The following is an 18,212-nucleotide window of genomic DNA, read 5'->3' as shown; positions in this document are numbered from 1 at the left end:
GTGCATCCGCCGTAACGATGCGGATTGAAGCCAGACCTCGTTCCTGCCTTACCGCTTTCATTCCCTCGTAGTCCGAAAATTTACGGTTTTCGGGTAGAGACTTCCGGGCCGTATTCCCGGCTTTATACGAGTCATATTTAAATGTGATCATTCCGATTTCATTGGTACTTTTCTGTCGCAACATCCTCAGTTTATCAATTTCTGACACCAAGTGTCAACCGAAACACGAACATTTGATTAACTCAAAATAGCAATGTTCGTGTCTGGCGAAAATCCAGATTATCTCTTCTTATATGAAGGAAACGTATAGGACCAGCATATATGGAAAATGTTAACGATAAATAAAACCGTAGGGGCACTGCATGCGCGAGGCGGCGGAAACGAGGCCCTATGGGAGCCCGTACCGGCTACCGCCATCGTAAAATGCCCATAAAAAAGGGCCAACCAGAAATAACTGGTTAACCTGATAATACGAAAAGAGACGCTAAATCGCGCCTCTCGTTATTTAACAACCAATACAGGGATGGTGGCATGCTGGACGACATTGTGACTGACACTGCCCAGGACAAACTCGCGAATGCCGCCAAGCCCCCGGCTGCCGACCACGATCAGGTCCGAGCCGTTCTGCTTCGCATACTCCAGAATAACCTCCGCCGGGCCTCCCTGAATCATCTCGACGTTCGCATGAATCCCGGCATGCTGCACTTGCTTCTTGGCTTCTTCCACCGTCTGCACCGCGATGTCATACACATCCTTGTTCAGCGTCGCGGGAATCGGAGCCAGCGCCTCCCCGATAAAGAATCGAGGATAATCATACGCATGCACGACATCCAGAACAGCATCCGGCGATGCTTGAGCAAGCTCGATCGCGCGTCCCAGCGCTTTACTTGCGGCTTCCGAACCGTCATATGCCAGCAATATCTTCGTAAACAGCATGACAGCCACCTCTTTTTCACTTCGGGGTTATCTAATCCTTAAGGACAACAGCTTTCTTATCATTTAAACTTCGGCCACGCGATTGAAACCCGCTGCGCCTATCCCCAGAAGTATCCGTATAAAACAGCATTCAAAAATAGCAGCAATGGCACACCGATCTTGAAGGACAGGTGCCTTGTCTTGTGGCGCTTGCGATACATCGCAATCCAGGTGCCTAACGCGCCGCCGATGGCCGCAAGCAAAAACAGCGTGCGCTCCGGCATCCGCTCCCTGCCCATTCTGGCCCGCCGCTTGTCCTCGGACATGACCAGATAGGTGACCGTATTAATGAATATAAACCAGACGATTAGCGCCGTCTGCATCAGTCCCCGCCCCCTGTTCCTCCTGCCGCCTGCGACAGGCAGCCGATTCACGATTACTTTCATTATAGAGCCGCAGAACCGGCAAAACAATGGCAGCTCGTTTCGTCGGGGGCCAGGGAGCAAGGAACACCCAGCTAACACCCAGCTAACTCCCTGTTTGTATGACGGCGGTCGGTCATCACCTACTGACATCCACCTTATGATGCCCTAGCGTGCGGTCTTACAGCACAGGTTCAGCTGGGCTATCCGATCTTATCTCATCAGGACTCGTTCTTCGGAATCTCGTTCAGGCTTGGCACATAATCACCGGCCTTTTTCGGTTTCAGTGTTTTGCTTTCTTCCATAATGCTCGATTTGTTCTGTTGATTCTCGGTCTTGCGCGGTTTATGATGCGGCATGCACAATCACCTCCTGTTCGTAGAATGGGCTTTAAGCCCGGAGGTTATGCCGTTCTGGCACAAAAAGATTGCACTTATAAGGAAAGCCCGGCAATGTGCGTCCATTGCCGGGCTCTTCCTCTTATAGCAAACCGCGTGCTGTGCGGTTTACGAAGCCTAGTATTCAATAACGAGCTGGTGTCTATCGCACCTATGGCCGCCTCGAGCGCCGCTATTCCTTCTTCTGCTCGAGCGCTGCCTTCAGCAGCTCGCCCAGGTTAGAGCCGATCGACTCTTGCTTGCTGTATTGCTGCACGAGCTTCCGTTCCTCGCGCTTGTTGACATGCTTGGCATCCTTTTTCAGCGTCTCCGTAATGCCGCAGCCAAGACACTGCACGAACATGCCGGCCTTGCCTTCCTTCAGCTCCATCTTCTTGTGACACTGCGGGCAGCGGCGGTTCGACAGCCGCTTCTCCCCCGAACGCTTGTAGCCGCAATCCTCGCTCGGACAGACCAGCAGCTTGCCGCGCTTCGTCTTCTTCTCGAGGAGCCGCGTGCCGCAATCCGGACAGTGGCTGTGAGACAGATTATGCGGCTTGTATTCGGCATCGCTGCCCTTCACTTCCGTAACCAGCTTGACCGTCATCTCGCGGATGCCCTTCAAGAAGGGCTCCGGTTTGCCTTGCCCTTTCGCGATTTTCTCCAGCTCCGCTTCCCACCGGGCCGTCAGCTGCGGCGTGCGCAGCTCGGGCGCAACGAGCTCGATCAGCTGCTTGCCTTTGCCGGTCGGGTGCAGGGACGATCCCTGGCGCTCAATCGTATCCGAGCTGACCAGCTTCTCGATAATATCGGCGCGTGTCGCCGGTGTGCCGAGTCCGTGCTTCTCCATCTGGGCGAGCAGGGCTGCCTCCGTATAGCGCTTCGGCGGCTGGGTCCGGCCCTGTCTAAGCACACAGCGGGCCACCTTGACCTTCTCGCCCTCGCTCAGCTCAGGCAGCAGCTTGCCGGACGCGCTCGCGTGAGGATCGTCGTTCTCCTCGTCCGACTCATCCTCATAATCCCCGCCGTACACTTCACGCCAGCCGCTGTCCTTGACCGTCGTCCCTTTCGCATAGAAGCGCTCGCCTTCAATCTCAACCGTCACCGCCACGTTGTCATAGCGGGCCGGCGGATAGAACAAGCTGATGAAGCGGCGCACGATCAGGTCATACAGCTTGCGTTCATCGGCGGACAGCTGATTGAGCAGCACCGTCTGCTCGGTGGGAATGATGGCATGGTGATCGGTCACCTTGCTGTCATCGACGACCCGTTTGCCAGGATTCAGATTCTTGCGCAGCAATGGACGCGCAAGCGAAGCGTACGGCCCGACGGCGATGCTCGCGAGCCGTTCTTTCAACGTGCTCGTCATGTCCGAGGTCAGATAACGGCTATCCGTGCGTGGATAGGTGACCAGCTTGTGCTGCTCATACAGGCGCTGCAGCACATTCGACGTCTGCTTAGCCGAGAAGCCAAACCGCCGGTTGGCATCCCGCTGCAGTTCGGTCAAATCGTAAGCGAGCGGATGCGGCTCGGTTTTCTCACTCTTTTTCACACTGATGATCGTCCCAGAGCGTCCGTCCAGCTTCTGCTTCAGCTTGGCTGCCTGCTCCTTGTCGAAGATGCGCGCGTCCCCGCCCGCAGCCCGCCACGAGGCCTCAAAGCTTCCCAGGTCAACCTGCAGCGTCTCGTATTCCTGGGAGCGGAAGCTCGTGATCTCTTTCTCCCGGTCCATGATCATGCCCAGCGTTGGCGTCTGCACCCGCCCGGCCGACAGCTGGGCGTTAAACTTGCACGTAAGCGCACGCGTCACGTTCAGCCCGACCATCCAGTCCGCCTCCGCCCGGCAGCGGGCCGATTCATACAGCCGATCGAACTGATTTCCCGGCTTGAGCGACGCGAAGCCTTCCTTAATCGCCCGGTCGGTCTGGGACGAGATCCACAGCCGCTTGAACGGCTTGTTCCACTTGACCATTTTCAGAATCCAGCGGGCCAGCAGTTCCCCTTCCCGGGCCGCATCCGTCGCGATGATCATCTCCCCGATGTCCTGGCGTTTCATCAGATGCTGCACCGCTTTGAATTGATGGCTCGTTTCGCGCAGCACCTTCAGCCTGGTGTTGTCCGGGAGAATCGGCAGATCCTCCAGCGCCCAGGTCTGATATTTTTTATCATAGTCCTCCGGCTCCGCCAGTCCGACCAGATGGCCCAGCGCCCAGGTTACAACATATTTCGGTCCTTCATAATGGCTCTTATGCTTGTCGCGGCTGCCCATCACTCGCGCAATTTCCTTCGCGACCGAGGGCTTCTCCGCCAGTACCAATACTTTCATGCTTCCTCCCCTTCCTCTGCTGCTTCTATTATAACCTCCCTTCGTTTGTTTCCACAAAACCGTACGTCTGGCAATATCAATTTCATGATGCGGGAATGAGGATATCACAGCATGGGAGGCATGACAGTTGGGGGCAGGGGGAGTTATGGGGGGCATAACAGCGATACTTGAGCAGCCTAACAGCCCCCTTTCCAGCAACCCGGCAGATCCACGCACTCCCCGTCCATGCACGCCAAAGAGGCGGGCACGCGGCCCGCCTCCTCACTCTTCCTTCTGGCTGCTCATTACTCTTCCTTCTGGCTCCGCAGATCCCGGCGCACGTACCGGCCGTGCTCCGGCACCGCCAGCTCGTTGAAATCCCTGGCCAGCCGCTGCAGGGAATCGGTCAGCTCCTGCCCGGCCATCGATACTCCGTGGCCCGTCAGCACGAGCTGCGGGTTCAGATCCGCAAGCCGCCGCACCGAACTGCGGGCTTCATCCCAATCGGGCGTAAAATACATCGGCGGCCCGTGCAGCTCCTTCTCCTGACGGATGACGGCCAGCGCCGATTCCTGCTGCACCGTAATGATCGCATCTCCGGCGATCAGCGCCCGATCCCGCTCGCGGAACAGGGACACATGCCCCGGACTGTGCCCCGGGGTCGGAATCCAGCGCCACTCCGGCAGACCCGGCACACTTCCGTCTGGTGGCAGCGGCAGCACGCGCTCGCCCAGATCGATCGCCTTGTTAGGATAGACCGGAGCGACTCTGGCCATCATGCCGCCCCCGACAGTAGGATCACCGGGAGGGTAATCCTTCAGTCCGGTCACATAGGGCAGCTCGGTCTGATGAATATAAATGTTGACGCCCCAGCGATCCGCCAGCTCCTTCGCATTGCCGACATGATCAAAATGACCGTGTGTCAGCACGATACACACCGGTGGACGGCTGAATCTACGCTCCGCCTCCTCTGCAATCGACCCCTCGAATTTGCCGATCCCGGTATCCACGAGCACCCAATCGCCCGAACCCGGTGTCCCGACCATCACCACATTGACCATCATGGTGCGCAGGGAGAGAAGATCCTGAGCAGGCTCCTCCGTCTCTACGGCACCTGTCTTTAATATGCTGTGTTCATTCATTGCCGTTTAGCGCCTCCATTCCTCCATTAGCATGCTATGGTAATAACATACCCGTTTTGGCGAAATTCAACATGCGATGGAGGAACAAGCCGCCTCCTATTTCATTGAATGATGTGATACATGCGGTTCAGGTAGCGCCAGCGTGTGACCAGGAAGTACACAATCTGCAGCCCGAGGAAAAAGATAAATATGTTCACGGAATGACCTACGATTGAAAAATCGACCAGCTGCTGCAGTCCAACAAAGGCTACCACGGTGTGAATCAAGGCGACCAGCATCGGAAGAAAGAACATCATCACCAGCTGACGGGTAACGATCGTTCGAAGCTCCCGCCGGCTGAGCCCCACCTTGGCGATCATCCTGTACTGCTGCTCGTCTCTTGCCAGGTCGGTATACAGTCTGAAATATACGAAGCTCGCTGCAAACGTAAAGAACACAATCCCGACCAGACCGCTGACGATCAGCAAAATTCCGTTTTGCTGCAGCGCACCTTTCCACTGCAAATATAATGATTTAAGGTAATAGCTGTATTCCCCGCTCTCATTCATCCTGTTCATGATCGTACGGGTAACCTCGCCGGTGTCTTTCCAATCCGGCACAAAAAACGTGTGGTAGGTACTAGAGCTGTATTCCTCCGATGCTGCCACCCAGTCGTACAAACTGTCGGACACCACCAGCATAACGCCATAGGAATCAGGAACGGCGATAAAAGTCTCCGCTTTGATCACATCCACGGCTACCTTCTCATTTCCAGCATCGATTTCCATCTCGCTGAACGTCAACCCATTGATTCTGTAATTGTTTTTTTCCGTCACGGTTCCTGGCGTTAATATCCCCTCATCTTCTCCCAGCGTCTCTGCCGGGTAACCTTGGGACTCGACCAGCATGTTGTATTCGCTGAGCTTGATCACCTTGATTCCATTATCCGAGTAAGCGGGGGTAACGCTCCCTTCGCGATAAGCGAATCCGGCCTTATCCAGCTCCTGTCTGACAATCTCCAGATCCTTCTTTCCTCTGTCCGCTTCCTCTTCATAATAACTGTAGGTATACGCATACGGATTCTCCATGGCCGACAAGCCGGGATCCCCAATCGCCAGCGTCGTTCCGATGCCGGTAAAAGCCGATGCCGAGATGACCGACACCAGGAAGAACATCACCGCATTATCCTTCATCCGGTATATAAGCTCAGATATCGTCAGCAGGTTCGTCCGCCGGAAAAAGAATGGCTTTTTGTTCTGCAGATAGCGCATGAGATACACACTGAACTGCGTGAACAGAAAATAAGTCCCGCCAATAACGAGCACCACACCGCCCAGCAGAAGCAGGAACGAGAAGATTTGCAGCACCGAAAATACCATCACCATCCCATAGCCGGTAACGATCAGCAACAGCGCCAGCAGCGCCAGCCATGGAGACGCCTTCGGCTGCGGCTTCGGTGCATCCTCCGCTTTCACCAGCGCCAGCAGCGTTCCCTTGCGAAGCATAACCGAGGAAAATCCCGCAATAAGCAAAAATAATATGCTGTAAGACACCGCCGTAATCACAAGCGCTTTAAGGGGGAAATAGAACGGCAGCCCGTTATCTACAGCCATCACCTTGGCGCTGATCAGCAGGATCAGTTTGGCAAACAATAGGCCGGTGCCTAATCCAACTACGATGGCGGCCATCCCGATCAGCATGTTCTCTATGAAGAGCATCCGGTTCAGCTGCTTGCGTGACATGCCGAGAATGAGCAGAATGCCGAATTCTTTTTTTCGGATTTTGATAAAAGCGCCAACCGAGTACAGCAGGAAGAAAAACGAAAATATATAGACGATGTATTGAGCGACGTTCATCCCCATCGTGCCAAGCATGCTTAGCGTGCCGCTAGAGGCGCCGATGCCATCTTCAATCTGCGGGTGGAAGGCGAGCAGCCCGTACACAAAGAAAATCATGACGGAGAAGGCGCTGCTCAGAAAATGGGCAATATAGGTCCTTTTACTGCGGAGGACGTTGTTAACGGCGAATTGGCGAAAATTCATGTCCTTCTCCTCCCAGCAGCGATAACACATTGATAATCTTTTGATAGAAAGCCGGCTGGCTATCACCCCGGGTGATTTCGTTGTACAGCTGGCCGTCCTTGATGAAGATGACCCGGTTGCAGTAGCTTGCTGCCACTGCATCATGGGTGACGAGCAGCATTGTCGCCTGGTCTTCCTTGTTTCGCCGATCCATCATTTCCATGACGTCTCTTGCCGATTTCGAATCCAGATTGCCGGTTGGTTCATCGGCCAGAATCAGCTTCGGACCATGAATCATCGCCCTGGCCACGGCGGTTCGCTGAGCCTGCCCCCCGGATATTTCATAGGTCCGCTTATTCAGAATGGAGACGATGTCCAGCTTCTCTGCCAGTGACTGTACCCTGCGCTCCATCTCGTCCAGTGCGATCCCGTCCAGGGCCAAGGGAAGCAGGATATTCTCCTTCACGGTGAGCGTGTTCAGCAGGTTGAACGATTGGAACACAAACCCAAGCTCCCGCCGCCGGAACATCGCCAGTTGCTCCTCCGAGAGACGGAACGGGTCCTGCTCGCCAATCCGGATCTCGCCAGAGGTCGGACGGTCGATGGTGGAGATCATGTTGAGCAGCGTCGTTTTGCCGCTCCCGGAAGGGCCCATAATCCCGACGAAATCCCCCTCTTCTATACTCAAATTAATATTGCTTAGCGCTTCATGGGATACCGCGCCTTTATAGATTTTGCCTAGATTGCGAACAGACAGCACTTCCATAACGCATACCTCACTTCCTTCATCTTCAACTTCATATGGGTTATGGTCAGTGTACAGCAGACCCGATAGAACTCCTATCGATCACTCTTTCGCGAATCTTACATCGATGTAAGATTACAACAAAAACCGCTCGGCTCCCAACCGAAGGCTGCGATCACAAGCGGCAAGTGCTTCTATCATCTTTTAATTTTCCCACAATTCTATATTCCCATGTATATCCTGCAGGATCAGAACAGCAGCCTCACCGTCGTTCCCGCTCCAGGTTCAGACTCCAGCTCGATGCGGTGATTCATCTTGCGAACGACCTCTGCCACGAGATACAGTCCCATCCCGGTGGATTCCTTCAGCTGTCTGCCGTTTTCCCCGGTGTAGAACGGATCGAACACTCTGTTCATATCTGACTTGGGAATCCCGATTCCCTGGTCGGCAACCTCCAGCATCACATGCCGGCCATCCTCGGTCCGGCTTGCGGCGATCCTTACTTTTCCCCCGCTGCCCGCCGAATACTTGATGGCATTGGACAGCAGCTGGAGCATGACAAAATAAAGCCACTTCGCATCACTCTCCACGGTCAATTCAGGATCGATCCGCAGTTCAGGATACACATGACTATGGATAAAATAACGCTTGTTCTCGTTGACCGCATCCACAACAAGCCGATACAGCTCAACCTGCTCCACGCTGAAATCCTGTTCAAATGTCTCCAGCCGGGACATATAGAGCACCATATCCAGCCCGCGCCGAATCCGGTCGGATTCCTCCGAAATGCTCCTGAAGGCCTCGTTGTCGTCCTCCTGGGTGATCATCTCAATCACGGACAGCGGGGTCTTCATCTGGTGCACCCACCGGTTCATGAAAATGAGATGCTCCCTCCTCTGGCGCTCCCACTCCTCCAGCATATTGCGGTACTGCCGATACTGCTCCTCCATCCGTTCACCCAGCGCCTCCGGCAGCGGCGAGGATTCATGACGCTTGATCGACTCCTCCAGCGAATGGATCGGCTGAGACAACCGCTCATAGAACGCCCGGTGACTGTAGAACCTGTAAGCCAAATATCCGCCGAATACCGATAATCCCAGCAGGACAGCGTAAGCAGCCGTAACAGGATCATCATAGCCGTCATACCAGAACACAAGCAGAACGACCAGAAGCTGAACCAGCGTAAATAGAATCAGAGGCACATGCTCTCGCCAGAACAGCTTGTTCATCGCGCTGGCCCCCATCCTTTGTTCAGCCGGTATCCGGAGCCTCGCACCGTCTCCAGCGCACCCTCGATCCCAAGCTCGGCCAGCCTTTTACGCACCCGGTTAATGTTCACGCTCAGCGTGTTGTCATCCACGAACGCATCGTCCCACAGCTTCTCCAGAATCGTCTCCCGGCTTACAATCCGCGGACTGCGGCTAAGCAGCGTCTCCAGTAATATGGTCTCTTTCTTGGTCAGGGCTATGGTACGGTCATCGAGCGAAAGCTCCATCCGCTCCGGGTATAGCACCAGCCCGTCCAGCTCCACCGTCCGCTCCCCGGACGTGGCGGCATAATCGCCGTACACTCTTCGGAGCTGGCTGTGGATTTTGGCAATCACCAGGTCATAATGAAACGGCTTCGTAATATAATCATCAGCCCCGTTCTCCAGTGCCCGAAGCTGATCCGGAGCGCCGCTGCGCGCCGAGATGAAAATGATCGGACAGGTCGATACAAGCCGGATTTGGCGGCACCAGTAATAACCGTCGAAGCTGGGCAGATTGACATCGAGCAGCACGAGATGCGGCATCAGCTCCTGAAACTGCTCCAGCACCTGTTCATAATCCTGAACCACAACGCCTTCATTCCCGTATCGCTCAATATGCGATTTGAGCAATGAGGCCAGCTTGGGGTCATCCTCGACGATCATAATTTTGTACATCCGGCTCCCTCCATTTCTGCTCAGGCATATACATGATCTGTCTTGTCTAGCTCTGGCATCCACCTGCCAAAGCCGCCAGCGTTAATGCGCCGTTACAAATTCATAACGATGGCCGCTTCAAAATAGTTTTCCCCTTCCGGCGAGTTCCCCTTGAAATAGATCGTCCCCGCTTCAACCGCAGAGCGCTCGATGCGCAGCACATCGTTCATCTTGGCCTCGTGATGGTAAGTGATCCTGAAGCCTGTAACGTCTCCCTGCTCAAGCTCGCCGGGCTGCAGGGCGTCAAAGCATAAATCGGCGTAACGGGCGTTATTAAGATGTCCATTGCTGTCGATTCCACTGTAGCGAACCATGTGCGTGTACGCCTCTTCCAGGACGGCCTCGTCAGGCACGATCTTCTTATCCGGCGGAGGGCCAGCCGACTCGGCATGTACGGGAACCTCATATGGAAAAGCGGCCGGACGCAAAATTTTGCGCTTGCGAATATCCACCAAAGCCCACACCGAACGGGCACTCCCGATTTCATCCCCGCGCTCGTTCAGCCATCTGTAATCGCGCTGCCACAGCGCGCCCTTGGCCCCGCGGCTCCAGGTTGCCACCTGCAGCGTCTCTCCATATTGCGGGATGACATCCATCCCGGCATCCATCGTGATCAGCATCCAGCCCATGTCCTGTGCCAGCATCTGCTCACGGCTGACCCCAAGCGCCTCCACATGGGCATCGGCTGCTTGCTGCATCAGACTTAGCAGAGAAGACCACCTGCACTTTGAGCGATAATCCACATCGTCCGAGGTAATATTGAATGTTCCAATCCAGCGTTCGATATTCATCCCTTCATCTCCTTATCAGCAGTAATTCTATCTTATCAAACGCCTTGTCCGTTCCAAAGCGCCGGGCTCTCCGGTCGCTACGACCGGCATTTCCCCTGTACCTGAATACACGCTATAATTAAAATATTACCCGGCCTGAAAGGTGAGGACAATCATGCAGCTTAGCATTATGGACGAGCTTCAGCTTCAATATCGAAACCTTTCCCAGAAGGAAAAGGAAATCGCGGATTATGTCATCCTTCATAAGAACTCTATTCAAAATATTAACATTCGCGAGCTGGCCGAGCTTACCCGTTCCTCGACGGCAACCGTGACCCGTTTCTGCCGGAAGATCAACTGCGAAAGCTTCGTTGATTTTAAAATCCGGCTGGGCCGGGAAATTGAGAAACCGGTCGATGATAGCAGCAGCTTCTCCAAAGTCCGCAACCTGTATAACGATATCGTTAACTCGACCGCGGATCTGATCCAGCAGGAGAGCATTGAGCAGATTGCCGCCCTTATTAAAGGCGCTGATCGCGTTCAGGTATATGGACTCGGCAGCTCCGGCCTGTCAGCGCTGGAATTCAAGTATCGTCTTATGCGCATGAACATCTCGATTGATGCCATCACCGACTCACACCTGATGATTATGAGCGCTTCTCTGCTCAGCGAGAACGATCTGATCATCGGCTTGTCCAATTCCGGACGAACCCAGGAAGTCATTGATGCGATGGCCGTAGGGAAGAAGAACGGCGCCAGGACGGTCAGCATTACGAACTATGACCACACGCCGCTAACGGATATATCCGATGTGTCGCTGTTTACGCCCAGCCGCAACCGCGCTGGCGACGAGCACTTCATCAACAGTCAATTGGCCATCATTTATGTGCTTGATGTCATTACGATGCTGCTGCTGGATGATCCCAAGCTGCTGCATAACCGCGAGAACACCCTCCAGGCGTTGTACCGGAAGGGCAAATATGAGGGCCTGTCCAAAGATACATAGCATAGCTGAAACGTGGCAGCGTCCGTATGACAGGCTCAGCCTCGAAGTCTTGCTTATGTTTAGTGCAGGCGTCATCTGTATAAGAAAGAGGGTGCGCCTCTCCATCACCCTCGTGATTTCGAAGTCACACCCTGCTGGATCAAGTATTCAGATGCTCTACGAACCGTGCCGTAATCTGCTGCGGCCGCGTGATGGCTCCGCCCACAACGACGCTGTAGGCGCCGAGCTCAAGACAGCGCTTGGCCATGTCCGGCGTCAGTATGTTGCCTTCCGCGATGACGGGGAGCTGAACAGCCTGCAGCATATTTTTCATAATTTCAAAATCATGATCGTATACCTTCTGACCCTGGCTTGCAGCCGTATAGCCAACAAGCGTTGTGCCCACCATATCAAAGCCCAGCTTCTCGGCCTCCTCCGCTTCCTCGACTGTAGATACATCAGCCATCAGCAGCTGGTCAGGATACTTGGCCCGGATCTGCTGCATCAGCTCACCCAGCGTCAGCCCGCCAGGCCGCAGACTAGAAGTGGCATCGAGTGCAATAATCTCCGCCTTCGCTTCCACAAGCTCCTCAATTTCCTTCATGGTAGGTGTAATGTACACTTCGGAATCCGGATAATCCCGTTTCACAATGCCGATGACCGGCAGCTGCACCTGCGACTTGATCTCTATAATATCCGCCGCCGTGTTGGCCCGGATGCCGGACGCCCCTCCCTGGAGCGCCGCCAGTGCCATTCTCCCCATAATAAAGGAGCTGTGCAGCGGCTCGTTCTCTAGCGCCTGACATGAGACAATGAGTTTATGCTTAATCCCCAGCTGTTCCAATCTGTCAGTTCTGTCTGTTCTGTCTGTGTTCCCCATGTTTTATGACTCTCCCATATATTCTTCGATTTCATTCTTAATGATGGTAACCTGTGGGCCATATATAATCTGGACGCCGTTGCCTTTGACGATGACCGCTTTGGCACCGGTGCTCTTCAGCTGATCCTCCTGCACGCCGTCCACCTGAAACACCGAGACACGAAGGCGTGTCGCGCAGCAGTCCAGATCCTTGATATTGTCCTTTCCGCCTAGGCCGGCAAGGACCGCCGCTGCTCTCTGCTCCCCTTCGGATGCTTCGCTGGCGCCTGCGCTTCCCGCTCCGGAATTTCCGCCAGCTTCCGTCTCATCCTCACGGCCCGGTGTTTTCAGCTTGAATTTCACAATGATGAAGCGGAAGGTGAAATAGTACAGGCAGAACCATACGGCACCGATAACCGGAACGATCATCCAGTTCGTTTTGTCCTGACCTTGAAGCACCCCGAACAGAATGAAGTCAATGAGACCGCCCGAGAACGTCTGGCCAATCGTAATTTGAAAGATGTGGGCCAGCATAAAGGCCAGGCCGTCGAAGAATGCGTGAATGACATACAGAAACGGCGCGATGAACAGGAACGAGAATTCAAGCGGCTCGGTGATCCCTGTAAGGAAGGAAGTCAGTGCCGCTGACAGCATCAGACCGAACACCTTCTTCTTGTTCTCCGGCTTGGCTGTATGATAGATCGCAAGCGCTGCCCCGATCAGCCCGAACATCATCGTAATGAAGCGGCCGGACATGAAGCGCGAGGTTCCGCTAAAGAACTGCTGCGTGCTCGGATCTGCGAGCTGGGCGAAAAAGATCTTCTGCGTTCCCTCCACCAGCTGACCGGATACTTCCATCGATCCGCCAAGTCCTGTCGTCCAGAATGGCATGTAGAAAATATGATGCAGCCCCAGCGGGCCGAGCAGGCGCAGAATAAAGCCGTATAGCAATGTTCCGATATACCCGGTAGCTTCAACCAGCCCGCCTGCCTGGAAAATGACCGATTGAATCGGCGGCCAGATGAAGTACATCGCCACGCCGACGAAGATCGCTGCAAATGACGTCACAATCGGAATGAAGCGTGACCCGCCAAAAAATCCGAGGAACTGCGGCAGTTGTATTTTGTTATAGCGATTATGAAATATCGAAGTGACCAAACCGATGACCACACCGCCGAATACACCGGTTTCAAGCGTTTGTATGCCGAGAATCATCCCCTGGCCGACAGATGACAGATCATCCGCAGCGAGATTGCCTGTGATGACCAGCATCGCATTGACTGTGGCATTCATGACCAGATAGGCAAGACCTGCAGCCAGACCGGCAGTCCCCTTGTCGGCTCTCGCCAGGCCAACGGCTACCCCGATGGCAAACAGCAGGGCCAGGTTGGCAAACACGATATTGCCGGCGCTGCTCATAATGGTGAATACGTTTTGGAGCCAAGGCACATCCAAGAACGGATACGTGCTTACCGTATTGGGATTCGACAGCGCTCCGCCAATCCCAAGCAGCAATCCGGCTGCCGGAAGAACAGCAATCGGGAGCATAAATGACTTGCCGAATCGCTGCGCTTTTTCAAAGAAGTTATTCATGATTTTGCGCCCCTTTCTCCTTAAAGAAAACTATTTTCATACAAATATATATTATGAAATCTATTTTCGTCAATGCTTATGTTATGTATTATTTTTACTATCTTTTGGACCTTGATATGTTCAAGATTCCATATTGATCCTTACGAAATCAACACTTTAGGTAACTGTTCTGTTTAAAAGTTGGTGCTTTGGTTAATAGTAAGGCACAAACAACTATAACTTATACGAGGTGATAAACATGGGTTTTCTTTGGTCATTAATTGTCGGCGGGATTATCGGTTGGCTTGCGGGATTGATTATGGGAAGAGACATCCCGGGAGGAATTATCGGCAACATTATTGCAGGATTTATCGGGGCATGGCTGGGTAGCCTGCTGCTTGGCACATGGGGGCCGGTCATCGGAGATTTCTACATTATTCCGGCGTTGATCGGTGCGGTCGTTCTGGTCTTTATCGTCAGTCTGGTGATGGGCTCGATGAGACGCGGCCGCTCCTAAAGCGGATCACATGACAGCTGGACAGCAAGAAGCTTAGCGTCGTTTGGCCGGACTCCGACGAGGTTCATGTCGTCCGCACCTGGTCCGGGTAGCGCGGATGTCCGGTTGGGCGATGCAGGAAACCGCCGTGGGACCGGCGTCTCATACCGCAAGGCTCAGCCGAGTCCGGTGTGGACACGCTTGCCAACACATGCGGTCAGATGAAGCATACAGGGTGTCAGAAGCCAGATCTTGGCTTCTGACACCCTGTTTTGCTAGCCTTTCTTGCACCGCGCGCAGCTCCTGACGCGCAATGTATCGCTGTATGGACGGCGGCGACTGAACCGCATGCCCGAAGGTGTTCGTCCATCCCTCTTCATGCATTGCCAGCATCGCGCTGGTCAGTTTAGAGGCAGTCTTTTCTTCTTGGCATATTGGCCCCAGTGCGGGTGCCGTCCATCGATGTCACGAATGCCGTATTCCACGGACAAGTCCCAGCTTGTCAGCGCTTGCCCGCTCTTCTCGGCTACCTTCGGGTCTGCGGCCAGCGCAGCCACTGCCTGTGCCACAAAATACGGCGTCTCTGACTCTATGAAATGAGCTTCCTTGGCTACCGCATCGCGCCAGTTCTCCTCTTTGACGCCGAAATAATCAAGCATCTGCTCCGATCTCAGGAAGCCCGGCGTTACCGCCACGGCGGTCACGCCATAAGGGCGAAGCTCCGCGGCCATCGCTTCAGCCAAATGAATCGCCGAAATTTTGGCCAAGCTGTAATAAAGATTGCCCCGGTAATTATAGGTGGAGCCGTCCGTCATTTCGATGACCAAACCGCTTCCCCGCTCTACCATGAGCGGAACCCCGTAATAACTTGTAATCATATGCGCGTGCACGGCTCTCTTCTGCATAAGCAGGCCATCGGATAGAAACTGCTCCCAGAACGGAATATTCCAATGGGTCAGATGCTCGCCGCCCCATATGTCATTCACAAGGATATCCAGCTGCCCGTTCTGCTCGGCCTTGACACGCTCAAACAGTGCCTGAACCTGCTCCTCGTCCGTATGATCACATTGAACCGGAATGCCAATGCCTCCGCGCTCGGACACCTGTTCGGCTGTCTCCTCAATCGTCTCCGGACGCTTCAGGTCCGATTGCTGTCCGCGTATGCTGCGGCCAGTGCAATACACCGTTGCGCCCGCAGCGCCAAGCATGACGGCAATCGCCCTTCCCGCCCCCCGTGTCGAGCCGGCTACGACAGCGACTTTGCCGGCCAGCGGTTGCGCTGATGCAGCGCTGCCGCCAGATCTCTCGTGATTCGGTTGGTCTTTATTCATAATTTCGTCCTCCATGTGCTCAAAATTTTATATGATCGAACTCCATCTTATCCGGTATATATGACATCTGCTGTCTTATATAAATGCTACAATAACTAGTATTCAGTTAATTTGAGCTAGTATCCACTAGTATTCGGAATTCGAGGTGACCTTATGAGAGCAGACCGGCTGTTATCGATCCTGTTCATGCTGCAAAACGGCGGAAAGAAAACAACAAAATATCTGGCCGAGCAGCTGGAAGTATCTGAACGAACGATCATTCGGGATATGGAAAGTTTAAGCATGGCGGGTATCCCCGTATATGCCGAAAGAGGCGCGGCCGGAGGCTGGCTCCTTGAGGAAAGCTACCGCACCAATCTGACCGGCATGACCCCAGAGGAATTGTTGACCTTGCTTCTGTCCGGGCAAAGCCAGCTTATGGAGGAGCTCGGGATTGGCAAGCAGCTGGATGCCGCATACCAGAAGCTGCTGGCTGCATCGCCCCGTTCCGTTCGTCAGGATGCAGAAATGATCCGGCAGAAGGTTCATATTGACGGAGCGGGCTGGCACAGCTTCCATGAGCCACTGCCCTGTCTCCCTGTCGTTCAGGAGGCGGTGTGGGCAGACCGGCAGCTGTCCTTTCGGTATCATAAAGGAGAAGAGCTGGTAGAGCGGCATGTGTCGCCTCTGGGGCTGGTCGCCAAGCGCAGCACGTGGTATTTGGTGGCCGAATCGGCAGGAGAGCTCCGAACGTACCGGATATCCAGAATGGTCGATGCGTCGATCTCGGACGAGCTGTGTACACGGCCTCCCGGTTTCGATCTTGCCGCGTATTGGGAGCACTCCGTGCAGCAGTTCAAGCAGCAGCTCCCCCGTTATCCGGCCATGGTCAGGTTGACCACTGGACAGCTGAGCCGCCTGCAGCGGGAACGTTATATCCATACCATCCGCCATGACAGCTCTGGCGAGATGCCAGGCTGGACTGTCGCTCATATGGAATTCAACACGCTGGAATCGGCGGTGTTCATTGTGCTCGGCTGCGGTCCAGAAGCCGAGGTGCTCCAGCCGCCGGAGCTGCGGGAACAGGTCAGCGCAACCGCCAAAGCCATATGGCAGGTATATGCCCCATCGCCATCGCATCACAATGCAGAAGAAATCTGAGCATCGAGCGGAGTTGCCGAACAGACAAACGGCCTCGAAGTCTGCTTGACTGCAGACTTCGAGGCCGGTGCTTCGCTGAGAGCATCCCGATTATGAAATGACATATTCCTCCGCGCGGACCGGAGTTACAATGAGGTATCCAGCGGTCTCAGCTGCGCTTCAATCTCTTCCCGCTTCGGTTCCAGGAAAGGCGGAAGTGCCAGCGACTCGCCCAGGTGCTCCAGCGGCTCGTCCGTGTCGAAGCCGGGCCCGTCTGTCGCCAGTTCGAACAAAATCCCGTTGGGCTCCCGGAAATAGAGGGAACGGAAGTAGAAGCGGTCCACATAGCCTGAATGGGCAAAGCCCGCCGCTGTAATCTGCTGAATCCACTGGCGCAGCTCCTCTTCATCCTCGGTGCGAAACGCAACATGATGCACACCGCCCCGGCCGAGACGTTCCTGTGGCAGGTCGGTCCACTCCTCGATATGAACCTCGGCGCCGGTCCCGCCTTCTCCGGTCTCATACACGACGATATCCGGCTGGCCCTCAACCTGTGAAGGATACTGGCCTGCATGCCGGAAGCCCATCAGCTCGGTCAGCACACGCACGGTCTGCTTCGCATTCGGTACCGTCAGCTGGACAGGTCCCAGCCCGATGATGCTGTATTCGGCAGGAACCGGACTCTTATCCCACGGCACACCGCCGGCGACGCCGCTATTGTGCTCATCCGATACGAGTATGATCCGCTGTCCCTCGAAATCCCGGAATGCCAGCGTCCACCGCCCTGCACGCTCCAAGATCTCTTCACGCTCCACACCGTATTCGTCCAGCCGTTCCTTCCAATATTCCAGAGCACGGTCGCTTGGCACGCGAAGCGAGGTCGCCGAGATGCTATTGTTCCCTTCCCGCGTGCGTCCGGCCATCGGAAGCTCGAAGAAGGTGAACTCGGTCCCCGGACTGCCCAGCTCATCGCCGTAGAACAAATGATACACAGAAGGATCATCCTGATTAACCGTCTTCTTGACCAGACGAAGTCCTAATATTCGGGTATAAAAATCAACGTTGCGGCGAGCATCTGCCGTAATCGCGGATACGTGGTGAATGCCTTTAAATTGCATGATGTTATTCCTCCACCTTCTATAGACTGGCGGCGATTTCAGGCTGCCACTGTTTCCTGCCTGGATCGCCAATTTGCCGAATTTGCCGTACGG

Annotated in this window: 18 protein-coding genes and 1 riboswitch; of the genes, 3 read left to right on the top strand and 15 right to left on the bottom strand. The window is 54.6% G+C overall.

Annotated features, from left to right (window positions below; genetic code table 11):
* Positions 1-48 precede the first annotated feature (48 nt).
* Positions 49-150: riboswitch (purine riboswitch) on the bottom strand.
* A gap of 351 nt (positions 151-501) precedes the next feature.
* The 10 genes from CHH67_RS20090 to CHH67_RS20050 form a co-directional block, all read right to left on the bottom strand.
* Positions 502-936, bottom strand: a complete 435-nt coding sequence (locus tag CHH67_RS20090; RefSeq protein ID WP_095267161.1) for a universal stress protein — start codon at positions 934-936, stop codon at positions 502-504.
* 98 nt (positions 937-1,034) lie between these two features.
* Positions 1,035-1,298 (bottom strand): DUF1294 domain-containing protein, encoded by a 264-nt coding sequence (locus tag CHH67_RS20085; RefSeq protein WP_095267160.1) that lies wholly within the window; start codon positions 1,296-1,298, stop codon positions 1,035-1,037.
* A 260-nt stretch (positions 1,299-1,558) separates the two neighbouring features.
* The gene (locus CHH67_RS26295; RefSeq protein WP_176475592.1) at positions 1,559-1,696 is read right to left on the bottom strand and encodes a hypothetical protein; all 138 of its coding nucleotides are present in this window, start codon (positions 1,694-1,696) and stop codon (positions 1,559-1,561) included.
* Positions 1,697-1,907: 211 nt separating this feature from the next.
* On the bottom strand, positions 1,908-4,040 hold the full coding sequence (locus CHH67_RS20080) for a DNA topoisomerase III (RefSeq protein ID WP_095267159.1): 2,133 nt from the start codon (positions 4,038-4,040) through the stop codon (positions 1,908-1,910).
* Between the two features lie 284 nt (positions 4,041-4,324).
* The gene (locus tag CHH67_RS20075; RefSeq protein WP_095267158.1) at positions 4,325-5,161 is read right to left on the bottom strand and encodes an MBL fold metallo-hydrolase; all 837 of its coding nucleotides are present in this window, start codon (positions 5,159-5,161) and stop codon (positions 4,325-4,327) included.
* Between the two features lie 101 nt (positions 5,162-5,262).
* The gene (locus tag CHH67_RS20070; protein ID WP_095267157.1) at positions 5,263-7,182 is read right to left on the bottom strand and encodes an ABC transporter permease; all 1,920 of its coding nucleotides are present in this window, start codon (positions 7,180-7,182) and stop codon (positions 5,263-5,265) included.
* Positions 7,157-7,927: an ABC transporter ATP-binding protein gene (locus CHH67_RS20065; protein WP_095267156.1), complete on the bottom strand. Its 771-nt coding sequence runs from the start codon at positions 7,925-7,927 to the stop codon at positions 7,157-7,159. Before CHH67_RS20065 ends, CHH67_RS20070 begins: the two co-directional genes overlap by 26 nt.
* A gap of 227 nt (positions 7,928-8,154) precedes the next feature.
* Positions 8,155-9,135 carry a sensor histidine kinase gene (locus CHH67_RS20060; protein ID WP_095267155.1) on the bottom strand — a complete coding sequence of 327 codons (981 nt, stop codon included), beginning with the start codon at positions 9,133-9,135 and terminating at the stop codon, positions 8,155-8,157.
* Complete coding sequence (locus tag CHH67_RS20055; RefSeq protein ID WP_095267154.1) at positions 9,132-9,830, bottom strand: response regulator transcription factor; 699 nt, start codon at positions 9,828-9,830, stop codon at positions 9,132-9,134. Before CHH67_RS20055 ends, CHH67_RS20060 begins: the two co-directional genes overlap by 4 nt.
* Positions 9,831-9,922: 92 nt before the next feature.
* Positions 9,923-10,660 (bottom strand): acyl-[acyl-carrier-protein] thioesterase, encoded by a 738-nt coding sequence (locus CHH67_RS20050; protein ID WP_095267153.1) that lies wholly within the window; start codon positions 10,658-10,660, stop codon positions 9,923-9,925.
* Between the two features lie 154 nt (positions 10,661-10,814).
* On the opposite strand from CHH67_RS20050, the gene CHH67_RS20045 reads away from it, so the two are divergent.
* Entirely contained in the window at positions 10,815-11,645 is an 831-nt protein-coding gene (locus CHH67_RS20045) for a MurR/RpiR family transcriptional regulator (protein ID WP_095267152.1), read from the top strand.
* A 139-nt stretch (positions 11,646-11,784) separates the two neighbouring features.
* Here the strand turns inward: CHH67_RS20045 and CHH67_RS20040 are convergent, their stop codons facing one another.
* The gene (locus CHH67_RS20040) at positions 11,785-12,504 is read right to left on the bottom strand and encodes an N-acetylmannosamine-6-phosphate 2-epimerase (RefSeq protein ID WP_095267151.1); all 720 of its coding nucleotides are present in this window, start codon (positions 12,502-12,504) and stop codon (positions 11,785-11,787) included.
* A 3-nt stretch (positions 12,505-12,507) separates the two neighbouring features.
* Entirely contained in the window at positions 12,508-14,076 is a 1,569-nt protein-coding gene (gene ptsG / locus CHH67_RS20035; protein WP_095267150.1) for a glucose-specific PTS transporter subunit IIBC, read from the bottom strand.
* A 238-nt stretch (positions 14,077-14,314) separates the two neighbouring features.
* On the opposite strand from ptsG, the gene CHH67_RS20030 reads away from it, so the two are divergent.
* Positions 14,315-14,572, top strand: a complete 258-nt coding sequence (locus CHH67_RS20030) for a GlsB/YeaQ/YmgE family stress response membrane protein (RefSeq protein ID WP_095267149.1) — start codon at positions 14,315-14,317, stop codon at positions 14,570-14,572.
* Between the two features lie 141 nt (positions 14,573-14,713).
* On the opposite strand, the gene CHH67_RS26555 is transcribed toward CHH67_RS20030, so the two are convergent.
* On the bottom strand, positions 14,714-14,944 hold the full coding sequence (locus CHH67_RS26555) for a hypothetical protein (RefSeq protein WP_218832047.1): 231 nt from the start codon (positions 14,942-14,944) through the stop codon (positions 14,714-14,716).
* A gap of 8 nt (positions 14,945-14,952) precedes the next feature.
* Positions 14,953-15,882, bottom strand: a complete 930-nt coding sequence (locus CHH67_RS20025; RefSeq protein ID WP_095267148.1) for an SDR family oxidoreductase — start codon at positions 15,880-15,882, stop codon at positions 14,953-14,955.
* A 153-nt stretch (positions 15,883-16,035) separates the two neighbouring features.
* Here CHH67_RS20025 and CHH67_RS20020 point away from each other — a divergent pair, with 153 nt between their 5' ends.
* Complete coding sequence (locus CHH67_RS20020) at positions 16,036-17,022, top strand: helix-turn-helix transcriptional regulator (protein WP_095267147.1); 987 nt, start codon at positions 16,036-16,038, stop codon at positions 17,020-17,022.
* Between the two features lie 125 nt (positions 17,023-17,147).
* Here the strand turns inward: CHH67_RS20020 and CHH67_RS20015 are convergent, their stop codons facing one another.
* A complete protein-coding gene (locus CHH67_RS20015; protein WP_095267175.1) occupies positions 17,148-18,119 on the bottom strand; it encodes a ring-cleaving dioxygenase in 972 nt (323 codons plus the stop codon).
* Between the last annotated feature and the right edge of the window lie 93 nt (positions 18,120-18,212).

The sequence above is a fragment of the Paenibacillus campinasensis genome, assembly GCF_002272015.1.
Classification (GTDB): Bacteria; Bacillota; Bacilli; order Paenibacillales; family Paenibacillaceae; genus Paenibacillus_AQ; species Paenibacillus_AQ campinasensis.
Note: the sequence above shows the minus strand (reverse complement) of the source record. Positions and strands in the feature narration are given on the sequence as shown.

Excerpts from the sequence above, each read along its gene's own strand:
- CHH67_RS20090 (WP_095267161.1), bottom strand. The coding sequence starts at position 936 with ATGCTGTTTACGAAGATATTGCTGGCATATGACGGTTCGGAAGCCGCA.
- CHH67_RS20085 (WP_095267160.1), bottom strand. The coding sequence starts at position 1,298 with ATGCAGACGGCGCTAATCGTCTGGTTTATATTCATTAATACGGTCACC.
- CHH67_RS26295 (WP_176475592.1), bottom strand. The coding sequence starts at position 1,696 with ATGCCGCATCATAAACCGCGCAAGACCGAGAATCAACAGAACAAATCG.
- CHH67_RS20080 (WP_095267159.1), bottom strand. The coding sequence starts at position 4,040 with ATGAAAGTATTGGTACTGGCGGAGAAGCCCTCGGTCGCGAAGGAAATT.
- CHH67_RS20075 (WP_095267158.1), bottom strand. The coding sequence starts at position 5,161 with ATGAATGAACACAGCATATTAAAGACAGGTGCCGTAGAGACGGAGGAG.
- CHH67_RS20070 (WP_095267157.1), bottom strand. The coding sequence starts at position 7,182 with ATGAATTTTCGCCAATTCGCCGTTAACAACGTCCTCCGCAGTAAAAGG.
- CHH67_RS20065 (WP_095267156.1), bottom strand. The coding sequence starts at position 7,927 with ATGGAAGTGCTGTCTGTTCGCAATCTAGGCAAAATCTATAAAGGCGCG.
- CHH67_RS20060 (WP_095267155.1), bottom strand. The coding sequence starts at position 9,135 with ATGAACAAGCTGTTCTGGCGAGAGCATGTGCCTCTGATTCTATTTACG.
- CHH67_RS20055 (WP_095267154.1), bottom strand. The coding sequence starts at position 9,830 with ATGTACAAAATTATGATCGTCGAGGATGACCCCAAGCTGGCCTCATTG.
- CHH67_RS20050 (WP_095267153.1), bottom strand. The coding sequence starts at position 10,660 with ATGAATATCGAACGCTGGATTGGAACATTCAATATTACCTCGGACGAT.
- CHH67_RS20045 (WP_095267152.1), top strand. The coding sequence starts at position 10,815 with ATGCAGCTTAGCATTATGGACGAGCTTCAGCTTCAATATCGAAACCTT.
- CHH67_RS20040 (WP_095267151.1), bottom strand. The coding sequence starts at position 12,504 with ATGGGGAACACAGACAGAACAGACAGAACTGACAGATTGGAACAGCTG.
- ptsG (WP_095267150.1), bottom strand. The coding sequence starts at position 14,076 with ATGAATAACTTCTTTGAAAAAGCGCAGCGATTCGGCAAGTCATTTATG.
- CHH67_RS20030 (WP_095267149.1), top strand. The coding sequence starts at position 14,315 with ATGGGTTTTCTTTGGTCATTAATTGTCGGCGGGATTATCGGTTGGCTT.
- CHH67_RS26555 (WP_218832047.1), bottom strand. The coding sequence starts at position 14,944 with ATGCTGGCAATGCATGAAGAGGGATGGACGAACACCTTCGGGCATGCG.
- CHH67_RS20025 (WP_095267148.1), bottom strand. The coding sequence starts at position 15,882 with ATGAATAAAGACCAACCGAATCACGAGAGATCTGGCGGCAGCGCTGCA.
- CHH67_RS20020 (WP_095267147.1), top strand. The coding sequence starts at position 16,036 with ATGAGAGCAGACCGGCTGTTATCGATCCTGTTCATGCTGCAAAACGGC.
- CHH67_RS20015 (WP_095267175.1), bottom strand. The coding sequence starts at position 18,119 with ATGCAATTTAAAGGCATTCACCACGTATCCGCGATTACGGCAGATGCT.